We start from the raw sequence: 20,676 nt of genomic DNA on the forward strand, positions 1-20,676 counted from the left end.
TTTGAGATCACTCACTGCGCCACTCCTGTTCGCCGTCACGTGCGTGCTTGGGCCGGCTCCCGGGCGGGAGACGACCGCGTCGACCGAGTGCAGCGCCGGACGGGTGTCCCGAATTCCTGTCCCGACTGTCCACAGCGCGGCAAGCTGCGGTCGCATTCGACCATAACCAGAGCGAATTCCGCGGCCGCCGCGCGTACGACCTACCGGAACATCACATCGCTACCGCCGATAGCCCACAATTGGCTCGTGACTGCCGACAGCGAACCGATTCTGTCCTACCTGACCGATATGGACGGCGTGCTGGTGCACGAGGACCACCTCATTCCCGGCGCCGATGCGTTCCTGACGGAGCTGACCGAGCGTGAGATTCCGTACCTGGTCCTGACCAACAATTCCATCCGCACCCCGCGCGATCTGCAGGCCCGCCTGCGCCGGATCGGGCTGGACATTCCGGCGTCCTCGATCTGGACCTCGGCAACCGCGACGGCCACCTTCCTGAACGAGCAGCGTCCCGGCGGGACGGCATACGTGGTGGGCGAATCGGGATTGACGACCGCCCTGCACGAGATCGGCTACGTGCTGACCGACAGCGATCCTGATTACGTCGTCCTCGGTGAGACGCGAACCTATTCGTTCGAGGCGATCACCACCGCGATCCGGCTGGTCGAACGCGGCGCCCGGTTCATCGCCACCAATCCCGACCCCACCGGGCCCTCCCGTGAGGGCGTGCTGCCCGCGACCGGTTCCGTGGCCGCGCTGATCACCCGGGCGACCGGGCGCGACCCGTACTACGTGGGGAAACCGAATCCGCTGATGATGCGCTCGGCGCTGCGGCAGATCGGCGCGCATTCGCAGTCGGCGGTGATGATCGGTGACCGGATGGACACCGATGTGATCGCCGGACTCGAGGCGGGCATGCGCACGGTCCTGGTGACCTCGGGGATCTCCACCCGGGCGTCGATGGAACAGTTCCCGTACCGGCCGACGCTGGTGATCGATTCGGTGGCCGATCTCGTGGGCCGCACCGAGAATCCGTTCGCGGCCTGAGCGGGAAAGTCGGGCCGGCGCACCGGAGGTCCGCCGGCACGGTACTTTCCGGCGCAGGAACCCATCAGTCCGGACTTCCGCCGCGCTCCCCGGATTCCAGCGCCTCCAGCGCGGCCGACAGATCACCCAGCGCATCCACCACTTCGGCGAAACGCTGCGAACCCAATTGTCGCGCAAGCTGTTTCGCCATGACAGCATGCTTCGGGGTGATCCGGCGGACGGCAGCGTAGCCCGCATCGGTGATCGCCACCAGCTTCGCGCGGCGATGCGACGGATTCGGCCGGTATTCGGCCAATCCCTTGCCCACCAGTAGATCCGCGATGCGCTGCACGCTCTGGCGGGTGATACCCATCTCCCGCGCGATCCCCGATACCGGCAGCGGTTCGTGCAGCACCGCACCCAGCACCTGCCACCAGGCCGCGGTGATCTCCGCCGGTTTCGCCAATTCCTCTGCGATCGTGAGGAATTGGCCGTTCAGCTTGAAGGTCGTGATCGCCGCCGCGGAGAACAGTTCGGCGTCACCGCGGCTCATGCCGGCTCGACCGCCGCGGCCTGCAGGGCGAAGAATCCGCTCGGATCCCGGTCCGCGTAGAGCCGATACCACGCATCCAGGACGGCCGGCTCGAACAGATCCAGCCGCGCGAAGATGTGGCGTGCGAAGTCGATCGGTGCGATGCCGCTCGCGGTGATCAGATCGCCGTCGGTCACCGCCGGCTCGTCCACATAGTGGTGCGCTCCCGAATATCCGGTCGAGGCGAGATTGTCCGCCGCGTTGCCGGTGTGCGGACGAGCATCGAGCAGGCCCTGTTTCGCCAGGCCGTAGGTCGCACCGCAGATCGCCGCGACCGGTACGCCGGCCTTCAGGAAGTCCTCTGCAGCCTGGGCGAACCGCGCGAGTTGCCCGTCCTCCCAGATGTCGGCGCCGGGCAGGATCAGCATCGCGCTGTCGGCCGGGGAGAGCTGGTCCAGAGTGAGATCGGGAACCACGCGCAACCCGCCCATCGAGGTGACCGGCGCGGAGGTGGCGCCGACCGTGCGGATCTGCCGGATTCCCGGCTCGCGCTGCATCAACGGGCGATTGATGCCGGCCGTCACGTAGCTCGGCTCCCAATCCGCGAACGTGTCGTACACCGCCACATGAACCGTCTGAGTCATGACAGTATGCTGTCATGATTGACAGCATACTGTCAACGCCCGGCGGTCAGCTCAGCGCCTGCTCCAGATCACCGAGCAGATCCTCCACATCCTCGAGACCGATCGAAATGCGCAGCACCCCGTCGGTGAGTCCCACCGCCGCACGGCCTTCCGGACCCATCGCACGATGCGTGGTGGTCGCCGGATGCGTGATCAGGGTCTTGGCGTCGCCGAGGTTGTTGGAGATGTCGACGATGCGCAGCCGGTTCAGCACCTCGAAGGCCCGCTTCTTGCCCTCGTCGGGGCCCGCGGCGAGTTCGAAGGTCACCACGGTGCCGCCGCCGGACATCTGCGCGGTCGCCAGCTCGTGCTGCGGATGCGAGGCGAGGAACGGGTACTTCGTCCAGGCCACGCCCGGATGCTGTTCCAGGAACTCGGCGACGGCCAGCGCGGACTGCGTCGACTGACGCACCCGCAGCGGCATCGTCTCCAGTCCCTTCAGCAGGGTCCAGGCGTTGAACGGACTCAGCGCCGGGCCGGTGTGGCGCATCAGATTCTTGACCGGCCCGTTGATGTAGTCGCTCGTGCCGAGGATCGCACCGCCGAGGACGCGACCCTGTCCGTCGATGTGCTTGGTGCCCGAGTAGACCACCACATCGGCGCCGAGGTCGAGACTGCGCTGCAGCAGCGGCGTCGCGAACACGTTGTCCAGCACGACCTTCGCGCCGGCGGCATGGGCCAGTTCGCTCACCCGCCGTACGTCGACGAGGGTCTGCATCGGATTCGAGGGAGTTTCGAAGAACACCGCGGCCGTCGGCTGCGAGAGCGCCTGCTCCCACTGGTCGAGATCCTCACCGTCGACGAAGACGGTCTCCACGCCCCAGCGCGGCAGGATCTCGTTGCACACCACGAAACAGGAACCGAACAGGCTGCGCGCGGCCACCAGCCGGTCTCCCTGCCCGAGCAGCGCGGCCAGCGCGGTGAACACCGCGGACATGCCGCTGGCGGTGGCGAAGCACGCCTCGGCGCCCTCGAGCAGCCGCATCCGCTCCTCGAACATCGCGACCGTCGGATTGCCGTAGCGCGAATAGACGAAATGCTCGATATCGCCGGTGAAGGCCGCTTCGGCCGCCTCGGCGCTCTCGTAGACGAATCCGGACGACAGATACAGTGCCTCGGAGGTCTCCTCGAACCCGGAGCGGCGCAGCCCGCCGCGCACGCCCAGGGTCGCCGGTCCCACCCCCTCGGGCAGCGGCCGATCGAATGCACCGCCGGTGATCATGACTGCCTCCACGAAAAGAATTGCCGCACAACAGATCCGCTCACGACTGCCGCCACGGCAGGCCGAGTGCGCGCCAACCGGTGCCGCCGCGATGCCCCTCGGCATCCAGCGGACCCTCGAAACCCTCGAGCACGTTGTAGGAGGGCGCGAAACCGGCCGCCGTCGCCGCCGTGGCCGCACCGATCGAACGCTGCCCGGACCGGCACAGGAAGATCACTGGGGCATCGCTGTCGCCCGCGCGATCGGCCAGCACCTGCTTCAACTGCTCCACGAATACGGGGTTGGGTGCGCCGGTGCCGTCGACCCATTCGATGAGGGCGGTCGGCCGCTCGATCGAGGTGGTGTCGGGCACTCCGACGAACCGCCATTCGGCCTCGGTGCGCACATCCACCAGCACCGCATCCGGATTGTCGCGCAACAACTCCCACGCCTGCCCGGGCGTGATGTCACCGGCGTAGCTCACTTGTCGAACCTCCTACGGAATCCGCACTTGCCGCGTCCGGTCGGACCGCGGCCAGGTCGTCACCCGGAGCACCCCACCGCGGAGGAGGGTTGCCGACCAGCGAGCCGGGGCTTACCGCTGGTACTCATGACCTGAACCGAGAATGCCTGGTCACAGGCCCGATTGTCAAACATGGACAGCGGCGGCTCAGGGGTTGACGCACACCAGCCAGGTGCCGTTCTCGCGACTGAAATTCCAGTTCGCCGCGGACTGGCGACCGTCGATCCGGCTGGTCACCGACGCCGTCGCGCGGTCGCCGTCGATGTGCACCGCCTCGACTCCGGCGATCTCCACCTTCTTGCCCGCCGAGTCGGCGCCCAGCGGCGACTTCTTCTCGTCGAACCCGGTGCATTCGGTGGTCTTGCGCCGGTCGGCGTCGGAATCGCTTCTCGCCGTGGCGAAGTTGCGCGCCGCGATGGCGACCCGATCCGGATCTGTGAGATTGTTCTCAGCCGGGCGGGTGATTCCGAGGATGACGACGGCGAGCACCGCCAGGACGGCGATGGCCGCGGCGATCAGGAACGGCTTCGCCGACCGCGTCGTGTCGCGCTGATCGATCGAGGTAGCCGGATCATTCATGCCCTGCATCATCCCCGGCGGGTCCAAGTGTCGAAGATCACGCCCGCATTTTCGCGCGGATACCGGGAATAGCGGCGGTGTGTGCCACCGATAGAATCACCAGAACTCCGGCCACATCCGGTGCACGGATCGGGAGAGCTCCGCGCGGCAACGAGGCAGCATCGGCGGAGCAGTCGGGCAGGCGCCCGGCCCGCACGTCAACTTAGCCTAAGCTAAGAAGGACGGCTGACAAGACGAGAGTTTTCGACCAAAGGGTGCGCGTAGAAATGACCGAACACGCTGGAACGAATAGCGGCGCGGGCGACCGCCCCCTGCGCATCGCGATCGTCGGTGCCGGACCGGCCGGAATCTACGCCGCCGACGCGCTGATGAAGTCCGACGTGGAGGCGAGTATCGACCTCTACGAGCGCATGCCGGCCCCGTTCGGTCTGATCCGCTACGGCGTCGCACCCGACCACCCGCGCATCAAGGGCATCATCACCGCGCTGCACAAGGTGCTCGACAAGCCGCAGGTCCGCCTGCTCGGCAATATCGACTACGGCAGCGACATCGACCTCGAGGACCTGCGCCGCTTCTACGACGCGGTGATCTTCTCCACCGGCGCCAACGCCGACCGCGCCCTGGGTGTCCCGGGTATCGAACTGGACGGCAGCTACGGCGCCGCCGACTTCGTGTCCTGGTACGACGGCCACCCGGACGTGCCGCGCACCTGGCCGCTCGACGCGGAGAAGGTCGCCGTCCTGGGTGTGGGCAATGTGGCGCTCGACGTGGCCCGCGTGCTCGCCAAGACCGGTGAGGAACTGCTGCCCACCGAGATTCCGCCGAACGTCTACGAGGGCCTGCGCAACAACAAGGCCGTCGAGGTGCACGTCTTCGGCCGCCGCGGTCCCGCCCAGGCCAAGTTCACCCCGCTGGAACTGCGCGAACTCGATCACTCGCCGAATATCGAGGTGATCGTCGATCCCGAGGACATCGACTACGACGAGGGCTCGGAAGCCGCGCGCCGCCACTCCAAGCAGGTCGACATGGTCTGCAACACCCTCGAGCAGTGGGCCATTCGCGACGTCGGCGACCGCCCGCACAAGCTGTTCCTGCACTTCTTCGAATCCCCGGCCGAACTGATCGGCGAGGACGGCAAGGTGGTCGGCCTGCGCACCGAGCGCACCACCCTCGACGGCACCGGCAACGTCAAGGGCACCGGAACCTACAAGGACTGGGACGTCCAGGCCGTGTACCGCGCCGTCGGCTACCTGTCGCAGAACATCCCGCAGCTGCCGTTCGACGACCAGGCCGGCACCGTGCCGAACGAGGCCGGTCGCGTGCTCGTCGACGAGGGCGCCGACGGCACCGCCCGCTACCTGCCGCAGACCTACGTCACCGGCTGGATCAAGCGCGGCCCGGTCGGCCTGATCGGCCACACCAAGGGCGACGCCAACGAGACCATCGCCTGCCTGCTCGACGACGCCGCCTCCTTCACCCCGGCCGCCGAACCCGATCCCGAGGCCGTGACGAAGTTCCTCGAGGACAAGGGCATTCCGTTCACCACCTGGGCCGGCTGGTACCGCCTCGACGCCCACGAGCGCTCGCTCGGCGAGCCCGAGGGCCGCGAGCGGGTCAAGGTCGTCGAACGCGAGGACATGCTGCGCGCGAGCGAGCCGCACAAGGTCTGAACACCACGCCGGATCCGCATTCGTCACCGACCTGAGGCATGCTGATCACGTGTTCGATTCACACGTTCACATCATCGACCCGCGGTATCCGCTGGTCGAGAATCAGGGCTACCTGCCGGAGCCGTACACCATCGCCGACTATCGAAAGCGCATGGCGCACTTCGATGTCGACGGTGGTGCGGTGGTGAGTGCGTCCTTCCAGGGCACCGACTCGACGTTCATGATCGCCGCACTGGCCGAACTCGGGCCGAACTGGGTCGGCGTGATCAATCTGCCTTCGGACGTCACCGACGAGCAGATCATCGAACTGGACCGGGCCGGGGTGCGGGCCATCCGGTTCAATCTCAAGCGCGCCGCGGTCGATATCGTCACGCTGACCATGCAGGCCGTGCGCGCCTACGAACTCGCCGGCTGGCATGTCGAGCTCTACATCGACGGATCCATGCTGGGCTCGCTGGAACCGGTCATCTCCAAACTGCCGGCGCTGAGCATCGACCACATGGGCATGTCCGACGAGTGCCTGCCCTATCTGCTGAATCTGGTCGATCGCGGGGCCCGGGTGAAAGCCTCCGGATTCGGTCGGGTGTCGATGGATGTGGAATCGGCGATGCGGCGGGTGCACGCGGTCAATCCCGGTGCGCTGATGTTCGGCTCCGATCTGCCGGGCAATCGGGCCGGACGGCCGTTCCGCGATGCCGATATCGAGATCATCGGCCGGGCCGTCGGCGCGGATATGTACCGGGTGCTCGAGGACAACGCCCGCGCCTGCTACCGGCTGCCGATGAAGGTGCGTTCGGCCGAGGATCCCGTGCCGACGCTGCCGATTCCGCGCACCGAACCGCCGACGCTGCGGCTGCGCCGCTCGGAACTGCCCCAGCCGCCGAAACGGAACCAGTCCCCGGACCGGACGCGACCGCTGCGGATCATCGAATAGCCGCGCACACCCGCACCCGGATGCCGTGCGTCACATCCACCGCTTATTGTCGTAGTGTCAACACCGGCGCGCGCCGCCGGTCGCAGGATCGACGACGAACCGAGGTAGGGCGTGAGCACTTCATCCACCACCACCGGACAGGGCCCACTCGCGGGCATCAAGGTTCTGGAGCTGGCCGGAATCGGCCCCGGCCCGCACGCGGCACTGCTGCTGGCCGATCTGGGCGCCGATGTGGTGCGCGTGCAGCGTCCCGGCCAGCTGCCGGGATTCATGGAACGACCGCAGTGGCGGGGACGCACCATCGTCGAGGCCAACCTCAAGGATCCCGCCGATATCGAGAAGGTGCTCGGCCTGATCGACAAGGCCGATGTGCTGCTGGAGGGTTTCCGGCCCGGCGTCACCGAGCGGATGGGACTGGGCCCGGACGTCACCCTCGAGCGCAACCCGCGCCTGATCTACGGCCGGATGACCGGGTGGGGACAGTACGGCCCGCTCGCCGACCGCGCCGGCCACGACATCAACTACATCTCGCTGACCGGTGTGCTCAACGCCATCGGCCGCAAGGGTGAGCGCCCGGTCCCGCCGCTGAACATGGTCGGCGACTTCGGCGGCGGTTCGATGTTCCTGGTGATGGGTGTGCTCTCCGCGCTGGTGGAGCGGTCGATCTCCGGTAAGGGCCAGGTGATCGACGCCGCGATGATCGACGGTGCGCTCTCCCTCTCGCACATGATCTGGGGTATGCGCGGCATGGGCCTGTGGTCGGACGAGCGGGGCACCAACCTGCTCGACACCGGTATGGCCTTCTACGACACCTACGAGACCTCCGACGGCAAGTACATGGCCGTCGGCTGCATCGAACCGCAGTTCTACGCCGAATTCCTGAAGGGTCTCGAGATCGACCCCGAGGGCCTGCCGATGCAACTCGACCCCAACGGCCAGGATCAGCTGCGCAAGCTGTTCACCGAGAAGTTCAAGACCAAGACCCGCGACGAATGGGCCGCGATCTTCGACGGCACCGACGCCTGCTGCACCCCGGTCCTCACCTTCACCGAGGCCACCGAGAACGGCCATATCACCGCCCGCGAATCCCTGGTCGAGATCGACGGCGTGGTCCAGCACGCCCCCGCCCCGCGCTTCTCCCGCACCCAGGGCGGCACCCCCACCCCGCCTCCCTCGGCCGCCACGGCCATCGACGAGATCTGGGCGAACTGACGCGGCGCCCCGGTGGCGAGCGCCGCCACCGGGGCGTTCCCGGCACGCCGGCATTTGCGCTGGATAGGGCTGCGGCCGTTCGCGGTTCGTTCATTCCGCGCAAATTCGCCAAGGCACTACAGTAATTTCATGGCTCGGAACTGGCCGATGATCGAGCGCGGTGGCGAATTGGAGTCGATTCGCGCCGCGTTGACCGGCACCGAATTCGTCGGCGCGATCCTGACCGGCGACGCGGGGGTGGGGAAGACGACCCTGGCGCGGCAGGCGACGGCCGCGGTGGGCGGGAGTGTGCGCTGGGTGGCGGGCACCGAGTCCGCACGCAGTATTCCGCTCGGCGTGTTCGCGCATATGGTCGGCGTGTACACCGCACACGACCCGGTCACGTTCATGGCCGCCGCGCGGGAGGCGCTGCTGTCCGACGGCGACACCATCATAGGCGTCGACGATGCCCACCTGCTCGATCAGCTCTCGGCAACACTGCTGCTGCAGTTGGCCATCGACAAGGCCGCGCGGATCGTCTGCACGGTACGCAGCGGGGTGCAGGTGCCGGACGCGGTGACCTCGCTGTGGAAGGACGGGCATCTGCTGCGGATCGACCTCACGCCGTTCTCCGAACCGCAGAGCGTCGAACTGGTCGAATCCATGCTCGGCGGGCAGCTGGAGGGGTTCACCGCCAATCTGATGTGGGAATCCTCGGGCGGCAATGCCCTGTTCCTGCGTCATCTCGTGGAGGGCGCGCTGGAGGCGGGCACGCTGCGACAGGTCAACGGGGTGTGGCAGCTGCGCGGGCGGGCGGCGGTGACCTCGGAACTGGCGGCACTGCTGGAGGATCGCGTCGAGCAGCTGCCGGAGTCGGTGCTGCGCGTCCTGGAACTGCTCACCTTCTGCGAGCCCATCGATCTCGACGTATTGGCCGAACTGGCCGGCGAGGATGCGGTCGAACAGGCCGAAACCCGTGGCGTGATCCGGATTGTCGAGAACGGTCACCAGTTGCTGGTGCGCTACAACCATCCGCTGTTCGGCGAGGTGATCCGGCGGCGGCTCGGTATCGCCTCGGCTCGCCGGCTCCGGGGCCGGTTGTATTCGTCGCTGCGGGAGCGGCCGATCAAATCCGCCTCCGATCGCATCCGGCTGGCCGAATTGGCTTTGGACAGTGACAAATCCGCGGATCTGGAGTTGTTCGAGGCGGCCGCGGCCGATGCCATCGGGCTGGCGAACATCCCCCTCGGTGAACGGTTCGCGCGCGCGGCGGTGGAGCGCCGAGGCGGTGTCGAGTCCGCGGATCTGCTGGCACGCGCGCTGCTGTGGCAGGGACATCGCATCGAGGCCGAACGCACCCTGGCCAGTTTCGATCCGGATCAGTTGAACGAGGTGCAGCTGGCCCGCTGGGGCAGCACCCGCGTCTCGAATCTGTTGTGGGCCATGGGCGATGCCGACCGGGCCGACGAGGTGCTGTCCCTGGTGCGCAGCCGGGTCCGGCATCCGAAGATCGTCCTGACGTTGCGGGGCTTGGCTTCCGCGTGCGAGGTGAACGAAAACCGCTTGGAGGAGGCCTTCACCGACGCCGAGGCAGTGATGTCCACACCGGACGCGCCGGCCTGGGCGGTGTGGTGGGCATCGTTCGGCGGCGGTCTGGCGCTCGCGCTGATGGGCCGCAGTGCGGCCGCGCGCGAATACACCCTGCGCGGCCATCAGGTCGAGGAGCAGGTCGACGGGCCGACGCGCTTCATGTCCGCGCACGCGGAGGTGCTGGCGCTCACCTTCACCGGTGAACTGGATGCCGCACGTCGCTGTGCCTCCGGCTATTTCGGATATTCGGCGCCGGGACAGTATCTGGCCTGGGGGCTCTCGAAGATCCTGCAGGGCACCGTCGACGTGGCACAGGGGCACTTCCCGGAGGGCGTCGAGAATCTCGAACAGGCGCTCGCGGCGCTGACCGCCGAGGGCGCCGCCGCGTGGATGTTCCCGGCGAGAATTCGTCTCGCCGAAACCTATTCGGCCTTGGGCCGGGCCGCGGAGGCCGCCGAGACGATCGCCGAGGCGCGGCTGCGCGGTGGCCGGCACAGTGCGGTCTACGAACCGCAGCTCGAAATCGCGCGCGCGTGGCAGGCCGCGGCCGAAGGCACCGTCGCCCCGGCCGTGCGGCTGGCCATCGGCGCCGCCGACGCCGCGGCCCGGTCCCACCAGCACGCGATCGAGGCCATGGCCCTGCACACCGCGGCCCGCTTCGGCGACCGCACCGTGGCCGGGCGGCTCGCCGATATCGCGGCGCGGATCGACGGCGCGCTGGTGCAGGTGCAGGCTCGCCACGCGGTGGCCGTGGCCTCCCAGGACGGCCCCGGATTGGACAATGCCGCAGCGGAATTCGAGCGAATGGGCGCCCTGCTCTCGGCCGCCGACGCCGCCGCGCAGGCCGCCTCGGCGCACGAGCGGCACGGCGATCGGCGCCGATTGCTCGAATCCGCCGCGACCGCCAATCGCCTGGCCGCGGCCTGCGGCGGCGCGAGCACACCGGCGCTTCGGCAATCGGCACAACCACTTCCGCTCACCGCGCGGGAACGCGAAATCGCCAATCTGGTCGCGGCCGGACTCAGCAATCGGCAGATCGCGGATCGGCTGACGGTGTCGGTGCGGACCGTCGAGGGACATCTCTATCGGGCCTGTATGAAGCTCGACGTCACCGATCGCGAGGCGCTCGCCGATCTGATGCGCGGCGAGCCACCGCGAGGCAAACAGCGCTGAACCGTTCGCCCCGGCCGGTCCGAGTCACTCCAGGTCGATGCGAATCGTCAGCAGGTTCGAGCCGACGGCGCGCACGACCGAACTGTTGACGCGGTTGAGCTTGCGCAGCCGTGCCCGCGCATCGTCGTCGTCGAGCAGGACCGCCGTGCCGTCGTGCCAGACACCGCGAATCTGCAAGCGCACCTTGGGATTCGCGACGATATTGCGCACGTACTGCGAATCGCGCCCGAATTCGGAGACGAACCAGTAGGAGGAGCCGACCAGCCTCCCCCCGATCGGCGTCCGTCGCGGCTGACCACTGCGACGCCCGGTCGTCTCCAGTACGGCGAGTCCGCCGAGGTACCGCGCGACCCGGCTGCCCACGGGAATCGCGATGTACCGCTGCACCGGCACCGCGAGCCGGCGGCGGATATCGCGGGCCGGAGGTGACGCTTTCCGTTCGTGTCCCATGCTGTCTCGCCCGCCACTCCCCTTCGTCATGACGTCTACGGTAGGCCTCCGCTCCCGGGCATACATCGTTCGACGGGATACGCCGCGTGTCCGACCACGGCAGGAGGCCGTCGCTGTGCGGAATTCGACACTGCGTCGCCGCTAGCGGTCGATTACGATGCTGGCGGCGGCCGTGGTCGCCACACAGGCAGGCTGCTGATGAGGGTGGTGCTCGGCGTGATCCGTCGAAATCGGTATCTGATGACGGGTATTCGGGTCGCGATGGCGGCGGTGCCGCTCGCGGTGGTCCTCGGTTTCGCCGGTACCGCCGCGGCGACCGGTCCGGTTCAGCCCGGTGTCACCACCCCGGATGCCCCGGCTCCTTCCGACGAGCCCGCCGAATTGCGTTCCGCCTCACCGCAACACGTACCGGCTCCGCAGTCCGCGCCCCGGGCCGCGCCGAAGCCGGAACCGAAGCCGACCGAACCGCCCGCTCCGCGCGAAGTGCGCGTGGGCGGCTTCAGCGCGCCGGTGCCGGATGCCGTACCGGATGCGGTGGTCGACGGCGTCAACCGCGCCAACGACGGCATCCAAGGCGCGATCAACCCGAACCCCGAACACAAATAGCAGCCATCGGCGCCGGCGACTCGGTGCGGTCGCCCAGCCGGCCCACCGGCGCTCAGAACAGGGTCGGTTCCCCAAATCCCGAGGTGCGTTCGATTTCGAGCAGGCGGGCCTTGGTCGCGATGCCGCCGGGCGCGGAGAAGCCGTGCAGTCCGTGATCGGCCGCCAGCACGCGGTGGCAGGGCACGATCAAGGGAATGGGATTGCGGCCCAAGGCTTGTCCGACGGCTTGGGCCGCGCCGGGCGCTCCGGCCCGGGCGGCGACCTCGCCGTAGGTGAGAGTGTGTCCCGGGGCGATGGTGCGCGTGATGTCGTAGACCGCGCGATGGAATTCCGGTTGCGCGCGATAGTCCACCGCAATCCACCGCAGATCGTCCAGTTCGCCGGTCAGATGCGCGCGAATGGCCCGGATCGCCTCGGCCATCGCACCGGACGGTTCGACGGTGCGAACCCTCGCGGACGCGATCGCGTCCACTCCGCGGCGCAGCATGCCGGACATGAGGGCGGAAGCGTCCGGGGAATCGGCGAGCGGCGCGGATTCGTCACGTTCCGGGGATCCGACGAGCCCGGGGGATTCGGCGAGCTCCGGAGATTCGACCCGTGCCGGGGCGCGCACGCCGGCGACTTCCGGCAGTTGGAACCGCACGACGCCGTCATCGGTCCATCCCATGGCGCATCGGCCGATGGCGGTATCGAATTCGGTCACCGCGACCGAGGACAACTTGCCCGCAGACATACCCACAGTGTGCACCGAGGGTCCGACATTCCCGGCTGTTGCAGTCCAGTACCACACGACTGGACTGATGCCGCCCCCGAAGGTCAGGGCGACGCAGGCGGTCGAGTCGCCGACCGGTCCCGTGCCACACCGGTCCCGCGGCCGCGCCCGACCGCGAGATCCCGGACCCGACCACGGCGATCCGCCTCTCCCAGCGACCAATCCGCCATCGGCGCATGCGGTCGATACCGCTCGAAGAGTGCGACGACCCGGCGGCCGGATCCGGTGGCGTAGCGATAGACGGCCACGAGAACCACCACGACGACCAGCAGGGCGGCAAGACCGGAGAACATGAGGTCCACCCTGCCCGCATCTGGACTTGAATCAAATAGCCACTACCCGGATACTGGCCTCTATGGCGATACGCGTGATCAGTGCGGCCACCCTCACCCGCGACCTGGGCCGCTGGCGGCACGACGAATCCGGCGCCGCCCGCCGGGGTGCGCGCCCGGCCTATCTGGCACTCGCGGAGAGTATCCGCCTGCTGATCCACGACGGCCGCGCCCCGCTGGGTATCGCGCTGCCCAGCGAACGCGATCTGGCGACCGCGCTGGGCGTCAGCCGCACCACCGTCACCTCCGCCTACGCGCTGCTGCGGGAGCACGGCTATCTGATCAGCCGGCAGGGCTCGCGCAGCACGGTCGCCCTGCCCTCCGACGTCGCACACGACGGCACCAAACCGGCCCGCAGCATCCTGGCGGTGATGTCACCGACGGCCCAGCCCACCATCGACCTCACCTACGCCGCGATGTCGGCGCCGCCGCAGATGAACGACGCGTATTCGGCTGCGCTGCAGGGTCTTCCGATCTATCTCGGCACCCACGGCATGGACCCGGTGGGCGTGCTGCCGCTGCGGGAGATGCTCGCGCGCCGCTACACCGAGCGCGGCCTGCCCACCGAGCCGGATCAGATTCTGGTGACTCTCGGTGCGCAGCACGGACTTCGGCTGCTCCTCAATGTGCTCACCGCACCCGCCGAACGCGTCCTGATCGACCACCCGACCTATCCCAACGCGATCGAGGCGATCCGCGACGTCGGCGCCCGGCCGGTCCCGGTGCCGCTGCGCCCCGAACAACCGGATGCCGCCTGGGATCTCGACGGAATCCGCAGTGCCGCACGGCAAACCGCCGCGAGCACCGCCTACCTGGTGCCGGACTTCAACAATCCGACCGGCCTGCTGATGAGCGCCGACGCCCGGGCGGAACTGGCCGCGATCGCCCGCGAGACCCGCATGACGGTGATCGTCGACGAGTCCATGGTCGATCAGCAGCTCGACGGCGAAACCCCTCCTCCGGCGGCGGCTTTCGCACGCGGTTCGGAGATCGTGACGATCGGGTCGGCATCCAAGTCGTTCTGGGGCGGCCTGCGCGTGGGCTGGATTCGCGCCAACCAGTCGCTCATCGGGAAACTTCTCGGCACCCGCTCCACGGTGGACCTCGGCACGCCCGTGATGGACCAGCTGGCAACCGGCTATCTGCTCGATCATGCCGGCGTCATCCTCGAACAACGCCGCGAACAACTACGCAGCCGGCGTGCGGCTCTCTTGGACGCCCTGTCCGAGGAATTGCCCGACTGGCAGGTGAGTCCCGGTTGCGGCGGCATGTCGATCTGGGTGCAACTTCCGGCTCCCGTCTCGACCGCTCTCGCCGCCACCGCGCCGAATCACGGCGTGCTGCTGGCCGCCGGACCCCGTTTCGGGGTCCAAGGCGCCTTCGAGCGGTTCCTGCGAATCCCGTTCACCCACACCGAATCCGATCTGCGGGTGGCGGTGAAGTCGATCGCGGCGACCTACGCTTCGCTGACCCCGCACGCCACCGAACCCTTGGCGCCCCTCACCTGCTACTGATGGTTCAGGACGTCGTGACGCACGATCGTCTCGTCACGGCCGGGTCCGACGCCGATGCAGGACACGCGAGCGCCGGAAAGCTCCTCCAGCCGTTCGACGTACGCCCGCGCGTTGGCCGGCAGGTCGTCGAAGCTGCGCGCTCCGGAGATGTCCTCCCACCAGCCCGGCATCTCCTCGTAGATGGGCTTGGCGTGGTGGAATTCGGTCTGGGTGGTCGGCATCTGCTCCACCCGCTCGCCGTCGATCTCGTAGGCCACGCAGATCGGCACGCGGTCCAGGCTGGACAGCACATCCAGCTTGGTGAGGAAGTAGTCGGTGATGCCGTTGACCCGGGTCGCGTAGCGGGCGATCACCGCGTCGAACCAGCCGGTGCGGCGGGCACGGCCGGTGGTCACGCCGACCTCACCGCCGGTCTTGGCGAGATACTCACCGGACTGGTCGAACAGTTCGGTCGGGAACGGGCCGGAGCCGACGCGCGTGGTGTAGGCCTTGAGGATGCCGAGCACCGTGGTGATCTTGTTGGGTCCCACGCCCGCGCCCACCGCGGCACCGCCGGAGGTCGGATTCGACGACGTCACATAGGGATAGGTGCCGTGGTCGACGTCGAGCAGGGTCCCCTGCGAACCCTCCAGCAGGACGGTCTCGCCGTTCTCCAGCGCCTGGTTGAGCAGCAGCCGGGTATCGCTGATGCGGTGCTTGAAACCCTCGGCCTGATTCAGCACCTCGTCGACCACCTGCTGCGGGTCGAGTGCGCGCCGGTTGTAGATCTTCACCAGCACCTGGTTCTTGAATTCCAGTGCGGCTTCGACCTTCTGGGTGAGGATCTTCTCGTCCAGCACATCGGCGACACGCACGCCCACGCGGGCGACCTTGTCCTGATAGCAGGGGCCGATGCCGCGTCCGGTGGTGCCGATCTTCTTGTTGCCGAGGAAACGTTCGGTGACCTTATCGATGGCCACGTGGTACGGCATGATCAGGTGCGCGTCCGCCGACAGCAGCAGCCGGGAGGTATCCACGGAGCGCTGTTCCAGTCCGGCGAGTTCGTCGAGCAGCACACCCGGGTCGATGACGACACCGTTGCCGATGACATTGGTGACACCCGGCGTCAGGATGCCGGACGGGATGAGGTGTAGCGCGAAGTTGTCGCCGTTCGGCAGGACCACGGTGTGACCTGCGTTGTTGCCACCCTGGTAGCGGACCACCCACTGGACGCGGCCACCGAGCAGATCGGTAGCTTTGCCCTTACCCTCGTCGCCCCACTGGGCGCCGATCAGCACGATTGCCGGCATGGGAGTCTCCTACGGTTTCGACACGCAGCATCGGCGACGCTGCAGCTACCTGCCGTTGCAGAGCCCGATGACGGCGCTCCCGAGGCCCGTCGCTCGCGCCAAGTGGCGGTGGCCGGAGGGACAGTCTAGTGGACACAATTCGTGCCGTAACCAGCCACCTCCTTCCCCGCGTGGCGCAGCGGAGAGCGCGCCGACCGCCCGAGCCGATTACAGTGGCCTGCGGAGGCGTCCCGGCAGGGGTGCGCCCGGTAGGCAGCGAGGGCGATGGCGTTGGCAGGTCCGAGGAGGGTGTTCGGCAGTTGAGTACTCATGTTCTCCGCTGCAACGGCGCTCCCGTGCCCATCGCGCTCGCGTCGCTGCCCACCACCCAGACCACGGCGATTCCCGACACCGCAGAACTGGACGAACTGCTTCCGGTCCTGGCTGCCGACAACCAGCCGCGGCTCATCGTGCTCGGTGAGGATGCCGGTCTAGCCGCGGTGCTCACCCATCTGCTGCGCACCGAACGGCTGACCGTCGAAATCGGCTATGTGCCGGTGGATCGCACCTACGGTTCCCGGGCATATCAGACCGGCACGGGCTCGCACGCCGCCAAACGCGCGCTGGAGGGCCGCGCCGAGCCCACCCCTCTGATCCGCGACGAGACCGGCACCGTCCTGGTCGGCCGGGCCACGATCACCGGCCGCGACGGCGGCAAACTCGAGGGGGAGGCGTACGTCGACGAGGTCCGGTTGTTCACCGGAAAGGTTGCGGCGCTGCATGTTTCACCCACCCTCGAGATGCCGGGCGTGCGCGCCACGGTGCAGCGCGGCTGGGGTAAGAAGCGCTGGGTGGCCGGGCGCGCCGTACAGCTGGGATCACCGGGGGCGGCGGTGACGCGCGACGGCATCGCCGCCGATCGCACGGTGCCGCGGTCGAGTTTCTACCGTCATCACGAGCCCTGGCTGCTGGTGCGATGACCTACTCCTTTCCGGCTCGGAGAGTGGTGCACCCGAGTCCGATCTTCTTGCTGATCGTGGTGATCACCGCGCTGGGCGGGGCGCTGGCCTGGGATGCCGATCCGCTGTCCACCCGGGCCAAGGCCGGAGTGTTCGTCTTCGTGGTGGCGGGCTGGATTCTCAGCGTGTGCCTGCACGAATTCGGCCACGCCTACACGGCGTATCGGGCCGGAGATCGCGAAGTGCAGATGCGCGGGTACCTGACGCTGAATCCGGTGAAATACAGCCATCCCCTGCTGTCGATCGCGCTGCCGATCTTCTTCATCGCGCTGGGCGGATTCGCACTGCCCGGTGGCGCGGTCTATCTGAATACGCAGAACTTTTCGACGCGCACCCAGCGTGCGATCAGCGCGGCCGGTCCGGCGGTCAACGCGTTGTGCGCGGTGGTGCTGCTGGTGATCGTCCGATTCGCCGGCTCCACCCATGACCACGCCGCGTTCTGGTTCGGCCTCAGTTTCCTGGCGTTTCTGCAGATCACCGCGACGATTCTGAATCTGCTGCCGATTCCGGGAACCGACGGCTACGCGATCGTGGAGCCGTCGCTCAGTTATCAGACACGGCGGTCGCTGGATCAGGTGAAGCCGTTCGGGCTGCTGCTGTTGCTCGCGATTCTGTGGGTGCCGGAGCTCAATCGCGTGTTCTTCGATGCCGTCTACTGGGTGTTCGAACTGTCCGGCGTGCCGTCGGACTGGGCGGCCATCGGCAGTTATCTGACCCGCTTCTGGACCTGACACGCGTTTCGGCGGGCGCGCCCGATTCCCGTTCGATTCGCCGGCGAACAGGAACCGGGCGGCCCTCTTCGCGACGGAGCTCCCGCCCCCTACGCGGTCGGCCGCACACCAATCGGCCGCACGTCGCATCCGTCGCGAAGTTTTCCGACCGCGCCACCCCTCGTCGACGCGGTCGAGACAAACGTACGATCCGCGCCGACCCGCGACACGAGTAGTCGACTACCCGATTCGGCCGCGTCGGCCGTGCGCAGCCGGACCCGGCGACCTCGCGGACCGCTCGGCGACTACTGGTACCGGAGCGCTCGCTCGGGAAATCTCCGGCACGGCGAGGCTACCGAACACGCCCTGCCACAAGGGTTCCCACGGGTGGCGTCACGTCCGGTCAATCCTCGGGCGCCACATAGGGGTTCCGCACGGTGGGCGGCAGCAACGCGATCGCCGACAGGCGTTTGATCCCGCAGACCTGCATCAGATCGACCACGATGGAACGCAATTGAGCGAAGACCACGTGCGAGGACAGCCCGGCGCCCGCGACCAGATCCTTGGTCGCGCCCTTCGCCACCCGCCGCAGGACGCGTGTCGCTTCGGCGGCATCGGGCTGTTCACCGGGTTCGGCAACCATGTAGCGGCGCACCACTTCCACCGCCTGCCCCAGTTCTTCGACCTCGGCGATCATTCGGGGATCGAGGATTTCGTCGTCGCGCACCAGAGTCAGCGCACGGCGCAACAGCACTCGGGTATTGCGCACGGCATTGTCGAGCGGGTCGACCGCCGCGCGAATCGCCTCCAGCCGGGGCCGGGAATTCCAGTACAGCGGCGAGATCCGGCTGACCTCGCGGCCGCCTTCGACGGCGTTGCGCAAACCGTCGATCTGCGGTTGCGTGCCGCGCACGGAATGCAATGCGGCGCGGACCTTCTCCGCGTTCTGCTCATGGAGGCCGTCGGCGCACGCGGTCAGCGCCGCGCCCAGGACGGTGAGGATATCGGCCGCCTGCTGCCGGGCCCGGCGCACGGGATGCAGCGGAATCGCGGCCACCACCACGACGCCGACCAACCCACCGACCAGCGCGTCGACCATGCGATTGAAACCTCCGCCGGTATGCGGCGGCATCAACGTGGCGACCAGCACCGCCGAACTGGCGGCCTGCATCGGGATGACCGCACCTCGATCGAGAAATACCGCGGTCGCCATCGCCACCCCGACGACGAGCGCGATCTGCCACGCGCCGGTTCCGACCTGCCCGATGAAGAAATCGCCGATCCCGATCCCGACGGCCACACCGCCGACCAGTTCCACCGATCGGCGCAGCCGCGCACCGAACGACACCCCGATCGAGATGACCGCGGCCATCGGCGCGAAGAACGGTTGGGGATGCCCCACCAACCGGTGGGCGACGAACCAGGACAGTGCCGCGCCCACCGCACACTGGAAGATCGGAAGCGCGGACCGGCGCAGACGCACCCAGCCACTGCGCATGCGCTGTCTACCGCTGTCGCGAACCGCATCGACGGTGATGGCGGTCGCGAACCGTTCCGTGCCGGCCAGTCTCAGTCCAATCCGAGTTCGGCGGCGGCGCGGGGATCGCAATCCTCGAGCAGATCCAGGCAGCGGGCGTATTCGTCGCTCTCGCCGATGGCCTGGGCGGCGCGGGCGAGGGCGCCGACCGCACGGAGGAAGCCCTGGTTGGGTTCGTGGCTCCACGGCACCGGGCCGAAGCCCTTCCACCCGTTGCGGCGCAACAGGTCCAGCCCGCGGTGGTAGCCCGTGCGGGCGAAGGCGTAGGCCGCCACCACATCGAGGCTCACCTCGGCCTGGCCCTCGGGTGCGCCCACGACGCCGGCGCGGTCCAGCGCGTCCTCGGCCAGCTGCGCCCAGGCCACGGAGGCCGTCGGATGGGCGGCGGCGACCTGGACCGGGTCCTGGTTGTCCAGCAGGGCCTGTTCGGCTTCCGTGTTTTCGGGAAGCAATACCGGCTGCGGTCCGAGCAGATCACCGAAGGAGGTCATGGGCTTCATTGTGCACCGCCACCGCGGCGGCTCGCCGGGCAGCGGGTGCGCGGGTCCCGATGCCGAGTCCCCCTCCTGATGGCGAGGCCTTATATGGTTGCGCGTCTGCCGCCTCCTACGCGCCCCCACCCCATTAGGCTGGCCGTCTGAGACCGACAGTCGACGACCGACAGCTGATACTGAGCAAGGGGTAGCGCGTGTCCGACCCGAACGACGACCAGAAGCCGCACCAGGGCGCCTCCGGCGACCGCCCGCGTCAGGCTGCATCCGGTGCGGGTCCGGACGGACCGGCGAAGCCCGGCGCCCAGGGCGGGACAACCGCCGGTCGCGAACCGGACACCGGCGCCCCGGACCGCACCCAGCGCATCTCCCGGGATCAACTTCCCGGCGCCGCCCCCACCGCACCCATGCCGTCACCGTCGGCGCAAACCCAGGTCATTCGCACACCGGGGGCAAAAGGCGCTGCGGGACAGGCGAGTTCCGCCGCGGGTGACAAGTCCGGCCCGAACGCTTCCGGTACGAAGTCCGGCGGTCCCGGCGCTCCCGGCTCAGGCAAGTCGCCCGCCGCTGCGCCCGGCTCGACACCGAACGGCGGTGGCGCGGCGGCCGGCGGCGACAAGGCGGGCACCGCGCCGGGCGATGGGGCGGGTGAAGCGGAGACGGTCGCCATCCCCAGGCGCGACGAATCCGGCAAGAAGCCCGAGGAGACCGGCAAGGCTCCCACCTCCGAGAACTCCGGCAAATCCGACGCCACGGCCGGCACTGCCGGAGCGGCCGCCGCGAACGGCCCGGCGAAAACGAACGGCCCGGCCGCCGCACCCGACGCCGAGCGCACCGCGAAGGGCGCCGAGGGTGCGAAAACCGCGAAGGCTGCC

General features: G+C 68.4%; 20 protein-coding genes, 1 pseudogene and 1 riboswitch. Of the genes and pseudogenes, 10 read left to right on the forward strand and 11 right to left on the reverse strand.

The genetic code is table 11. The features are described from left to right. Positions 1-288: 288 nt before the first annotated feature. Positions 289-1,047 (forward strand): HAD-IIA family hydrolase, encoded by a 759-nt coding sequence (locus NN2_RS32385; RefSeq protein ID WP_051756585.1) that lies wholly within the window; start codon positions 289-291, stop codon positions 1,045-1,047. A 64-nt stretch (positions 1,048-1,111) separates the two neighbouring features. Here NN2_RS32385 and NN2_RS32390 read toward each other — a convergent pair whose 3' ends face one another. The 5 genes from NN2_RS32390 to NN2_RS32410 form a co-directional block, all read right to left on the reverse strand. Further along, the gene (locus NN2_RS32390) at positions 1,112-1,579 is read right to left on the reverse strand and encodes a MarR family winged helix-turn-helix transcriptional regulator (RefSeq protein ID WP_030516630.1); all 468 of its coding nucleotides are present in this window, start codon (positions 1,577-1,579) and stop codon (positions 1,112-1,114) included. Further along, positions 1,576-2,202: a type 1 glutamine amidotransferase family protein gene (locus NN2_RS32395; RefSeq protein ID WP_063018728.1), complete on the reverse strand. Its 627-nt coding sequence runs from the start codon at positions 2,200-2,202 to the stop codon at positions 1,576-1,578. The genes NN2_RS32390 and NN2_RS32395 overlap by 4 nt, the downstream gene beginning before the upstream one ends. 46 nt (positions 2,203-2,248) lie before the next feature. Continuing rightward, entirely contained in the window at positions 2,249-3,463 is a 1,215-nt protein-coding gene (locus tag NN2_RS32400) for an O-succinylhomoserine sulfhydrylase (protein ID WP_030516632.1), read from the reverse strand. A 40-nt stretch (positions 3,464-3,503) separates the two neighbouring features. Continuing rightward, entirely contained in the window at positions 3,504-3,926 is a 423-nt protein-coding gene (locus tag NN2_RS32405; protein WP_063018730.1) for a rhodanese-like domain-containing protein, read from the reverse strand. Between the two features lie 18 nt (positions 3,927-3,944). Continuing rightward, a riboswitch (SAM riboswitch) is annotated at positions 3,945-4,058 on the reverse strand. 54 nt (positions 4,059-4,112) lie between these two features. Continuing rightward, on the reverse strand, positions 4,113-4,544 hold the full coding sequence (locus tag NN2_RS32410; RefSeq protein ID WP_155525769.1) for an Rv0361 family membrane protein: 432 nt from the start codon (positions 4,542-4,544) through the stop codon (positions 4,113-4,115). A 266-nt stretch (positions 4,545-4,810) separates the two neighbouring features. Here NN2_RS32410 and NN2_RS32415 point away from each other — a divergent pair, with 266 nt between their 5' ends. The 4 genes from NN2_RS32415 (at position 4,811) to NN2_RS32430 (ending at position 11,102) form a co-directional block, all read left to right on the forward strand. Beyond that, on the forward strand, positions 4,811-6,214 hold the full coding sequence (locus tag NN2_RS32415; protein WP_063018734.1) for an FAD-dependent oxidoreductase: 1,404 nt from the start codon (positions 4,811-4,813) through the stop codon (positions 6,212-6,214). A 49-nt stretch (positions 6,215-6,263) separates the two neighbouring features. After that, positions 6,264-7,148, forward strand: coding sequence for an amidohydrolase family protein (locus NN2_RS32420; protein ID WP_063018736.1), 885 nt, complete (start codon positions 6,264-6,266; stop codon positions 7,146-7,148). Positions 7,149-7,259: 111 nt separating this feature from the next. Beyond that, positions 7,260-8,360, forward strand: a complete 1,101-nt coding sequence (locus tag NN2_RS32425; RefSeq protein ID WP_063018738.1) for a CaiB/BaiF CoA transferase family protein — start codon at positions 7,260-7,262, stop codon at positions 8,358-8,360. Positions 8,361-8,489: 129 nt separating this feature from the next. Beyond that, on the forward strand, positions 8,490-11,102 hold the full coding sequence (locus tag NN2_RS32430) for a LuxR C-terminal-related transcriptional regulator (RefSeq protein WP_063018740.1): 2,613 nt from the start codon (positions 8,490-8,492) through the stop codon (positions 11,100-11,102). Positions 11,103-11,126: 24 nt separating this feature from the next. Here NN2_RS32430 and NN2_RS32435 read toward each other — a convergent pair whose 3' ends face one another. Next, positions 11,127-11,552, reverse strand: a complete 426-nt coding sequence (locus NN2_RS32435; RefSeq protein ID WP_063018742.1) for a nitroreductase/quinone reductase family protein — start codon at positions 11,550-11,552, stop codon at positions 11,127-11,129. A gap of 198 nt (positions 11,553-11,750) precedes the next feature. Here NN2_RS32435 and NN2_RS32440 point away from each other — a divergent pair, with 198 nt between their 5' ends. Next, positions 11,751-12,158, forward strand: coding sequence for a hypothetical protein (locus tag NN2_RS32440; RefSeq protein ID WP_063018744.1), 408 nt, complete (start codon positions 11,751-11,753; stop codon positions 12,156-12,158). Positions 12,159-12,210: 52 nt separating this feature from the next. Here the strand turns inward: NN2_RS32440 and NN2_RS32445 are convergent, their stop codons facing one another. Continuing rightward, the gene (locus NN2_RS32445; protein WP_063018746.1) at positions 12,211-12,891 is read right to left on the reverse strand and encodes a methylated-DNA--[protein]-cysteine S-methyltransferase; all 681 of its coding nucleotides are present in this window, start codon (positions 12,889-12,891) and stop codon (positions 12,211-12,213) included. 83 nt (positions 12,892-12,974) lie between these two features. After that, a complete protein-coding gene (locus NN2_RS32450) occupies positions 12,975-13,223 on the reverse strand; it encodes a hypothetical protein (protein ID WP_064907740.1) in 249 nt (82 codons plus the stop codon). Positions 13,224-13,285: 62 nt separating this feature from the next. Between NN2_RS32450 and yczR the strand changes: the two genes are divergently transcribed. After that, on the forward strand, positions 13,286-14,776 hold the full coding sequence (gene yczR / locus NN2_RS32455) for a MocR-like transcription factor YczR (RefSeq protein ID WP_063018750.1): 1,491 nt from the start codon (positions 13,286-13,288) through the stop codon (positions 14,774-14,776). Here yczR and NN2_RS32460 read toward each other — a convergent pair. Next, positions 14,770-16,065 (reverse strand): adenylosuccinate synthase, encoded by a 1,296-nt coding sequence (locus NN2_RS32460; RefSeq protein WP_030516643.1) that lies wholly within the window; start codon positions 16,063-16,065, stop codon positions 14,770-14,772. The genes yczR and NN2_RS32460 overlap by 7 nt on opposite strands. Before the next feature lie 335 nt (positions 16,066-16,400). Here NN2_RS32460 and NN2_RS32465 point away from each other — a divergent pair, with 335 nt between their 5' ends. Both NN2_RS32465 and NN2_RS32470 read left to right on the forward strand, forming a co-directional pair. Then, the gene (locus NN2_RS32465) at positions 16,401-17,024 is read left to right on the forward strand and encodes a hypothetical protein (RefSeq protein WP_231953370.1); all 624 of its coding nucleotides are present in this window, start codon (positions 16,401-16,403) and stop codon (positions 17,022-17,024) included. After that, a complete protein-coding gene (locus tag NN2_RS32470; RefSeq protein WP_082857436.1) occupies positions 17,021-17,794 on the forward strand; it encodes a site-2 protease family protein in 774 nt (257 codons plus the stop codon). Before NN2_RS32465 ends, NN2_RS32470 begins: the two co-directional genes overlap by 4 nt. A 382-nt stretch (positions 17,795-18,176) precedes the next feature. Here NN2_RS32470 and NN2_RS32475 read toward each other — a convergent pair whose 3' ends face one another. Further along, positions 18,177-19,271 carry an FUSC family protein gene (locus NN2_RS32475; protein WP_063018756.1) on the reverse strand — a complete coding sequence of 365 codons (1,095 nt, stop codon included), beginning with the start codon at positions 19,269-19,271 and terminating at the stop codon, positions 18,177-18,179. Between the two features lie 71 nt (positions 19,272-19,342). Then, positions 19,343-19,801, reverse strand: a complete 459-nt coding sequence (locus NN2_RS32480) for a DUF3151 domain-containing protein (RefSeq protein WP_030516647.1) — start codon at positions 19,799-19,801, stop codon at positions 19,343-19,345. A gap of 197 nt (positions 19,802-19,998) precedes the next feature. Here NN2_RS32480 and NN2_RS32485 point away from each other — a divergent pair. Next, a pseudogene (locus tag NN2_RS32485) lies at positions 19,999-20,676 on the forward strand (hypothetical protein); the annotation flags it as partial.

This window comes from Nocardia nova NBRC 15556, assembly GCF_001613005.1.
GTDB classification, from domain to species: domain Bacteria; phylum Actinomycetota; class Actinomycetes; order Mycobacteriales; family Mycobacteriaceae; genus Nocardia; species Nocardia nova.

What these genes read in the sequence shown, in the direction of transcription:
- NN2_RS32450 (WP_064907740.1), bottom strand. Translation starts at nt 13,223, where the DNA reads ATGTTCTCCGGTCTTGCCGCCCTGCTGGTCGTCGTGGTGGTTCTCGTG.
- NN2_RS32460 (WP_030516643.1), bottom strand. Translation starts at nt 16,065, where the DNA reads ATGCCGGCAATCGTGCTGATCGGCGCCCAGTGGGGCGACGAGGGTAAG.
- NN2_RS32470 (WP_082857436.1), top strand. Translation starts at nt 17,021, where the DNA reads ATGACCTACTCCTTTCCGGCTCGGAGAGTGGTGCACCCGAGTCCGATC.
- NN2_RS32430 (WP_063018740.1), top strand. Translation starts at nt 8,490, where the DNA reads ATGGCTCGGAACTGGCCGATGATCGAGCGCGGTGGCGAATTGGAGTCG.
- NN2_RS32400 (WP_030516632.1), bottom strand. Translation starts at nt 3,463, where the DNA reads ATGATCACCGGCGGTGCATTCGATCGGCCGCTGCCCGAGGGGGTGGGA.
- NN2_RS32435 (WP_063018742.1), bottom strand. Translation starts at nt 11,552, where the DNA reads ATGGGACACGAACGGAAAGCGTCACCTCCGGCCCGCGATATCCGCCGC.
- NN2_RS32445 (WP_063018746.1), bottom strand. Translation starts at nt 12,891, where the DNA reads ATGTCTGCGGGCAAGTTGTCCTCGGTCGCGGTGACCGAATTCGATACC.
- NN2_RS32390 (WP_030516630.1), bottom strand. Translation starts at nt 1,579, where the DNA reads ATGAGCCGCGGTGACGCCGAACTGTTCTCCGCGGCGGCGATCACGACC.
- yczR (WP_063018750.1), top strand. Translation starts at nt 13,286, where the DNA reads ATGGCGATACGCGTGATCAGTGCGGCCACCCTCACCCGCGACCTGGGC.
- NN2_RS32385 (WP_051756585.1), top strand. Translation starts at nt 289, where the DNA reads ATGGACGGCGTGCTGGTGCACGAGGACCACCTCATTCCCGGCGCCGAT.
- NN2_RS32395 (WP_063018728.1), bottom strand. Translation starts at nt 2,202, where the DNA reads ATGACTCAGACGGTTCATGTGGCGGTGTACGACACGTTCGCGGATTGG.
- NN2_RS32480 (WP_030516647.1), bottom strand. Translation starts at nt 19,801, where the DNA reads ATGACCTCCTTCGGTGATCTGCTCGGACCGCAGCCGGTATTGCTTCCC.
- NN2_RS32410 (WP_155525769.1), bottom strand. Translation starts at nt 4,544, where the DNA reads ATGAATGATCCGGCTACCTCGATCGATCAGCGCGACACGACGCGGTCG.
- NN2_RS32415 (WP_063018734.1), top strand. Translation starts at nt 4,811, where the DNA reads ATGACCGAACACGCTGGAACGAATAGCGGCGCGGGCGACCGCCCCCTG.
- NN2_RS32475 (WP_063018756.1), bottom strand. Translation starts at nt 19,271, where the DNA reads ATGCGCAGTGGCTGGGTGCGTCTGCGCCGGTCCGCGCTTCCGATCTTC.
- NN2_RS32440 (WP_063018744.1), top strand. Translation starts at nt 11,751, where the DNA reads ATGAGGGTGGTGCTCGGCGTGATCCGTCGAAATCGGTATCTGATGACG.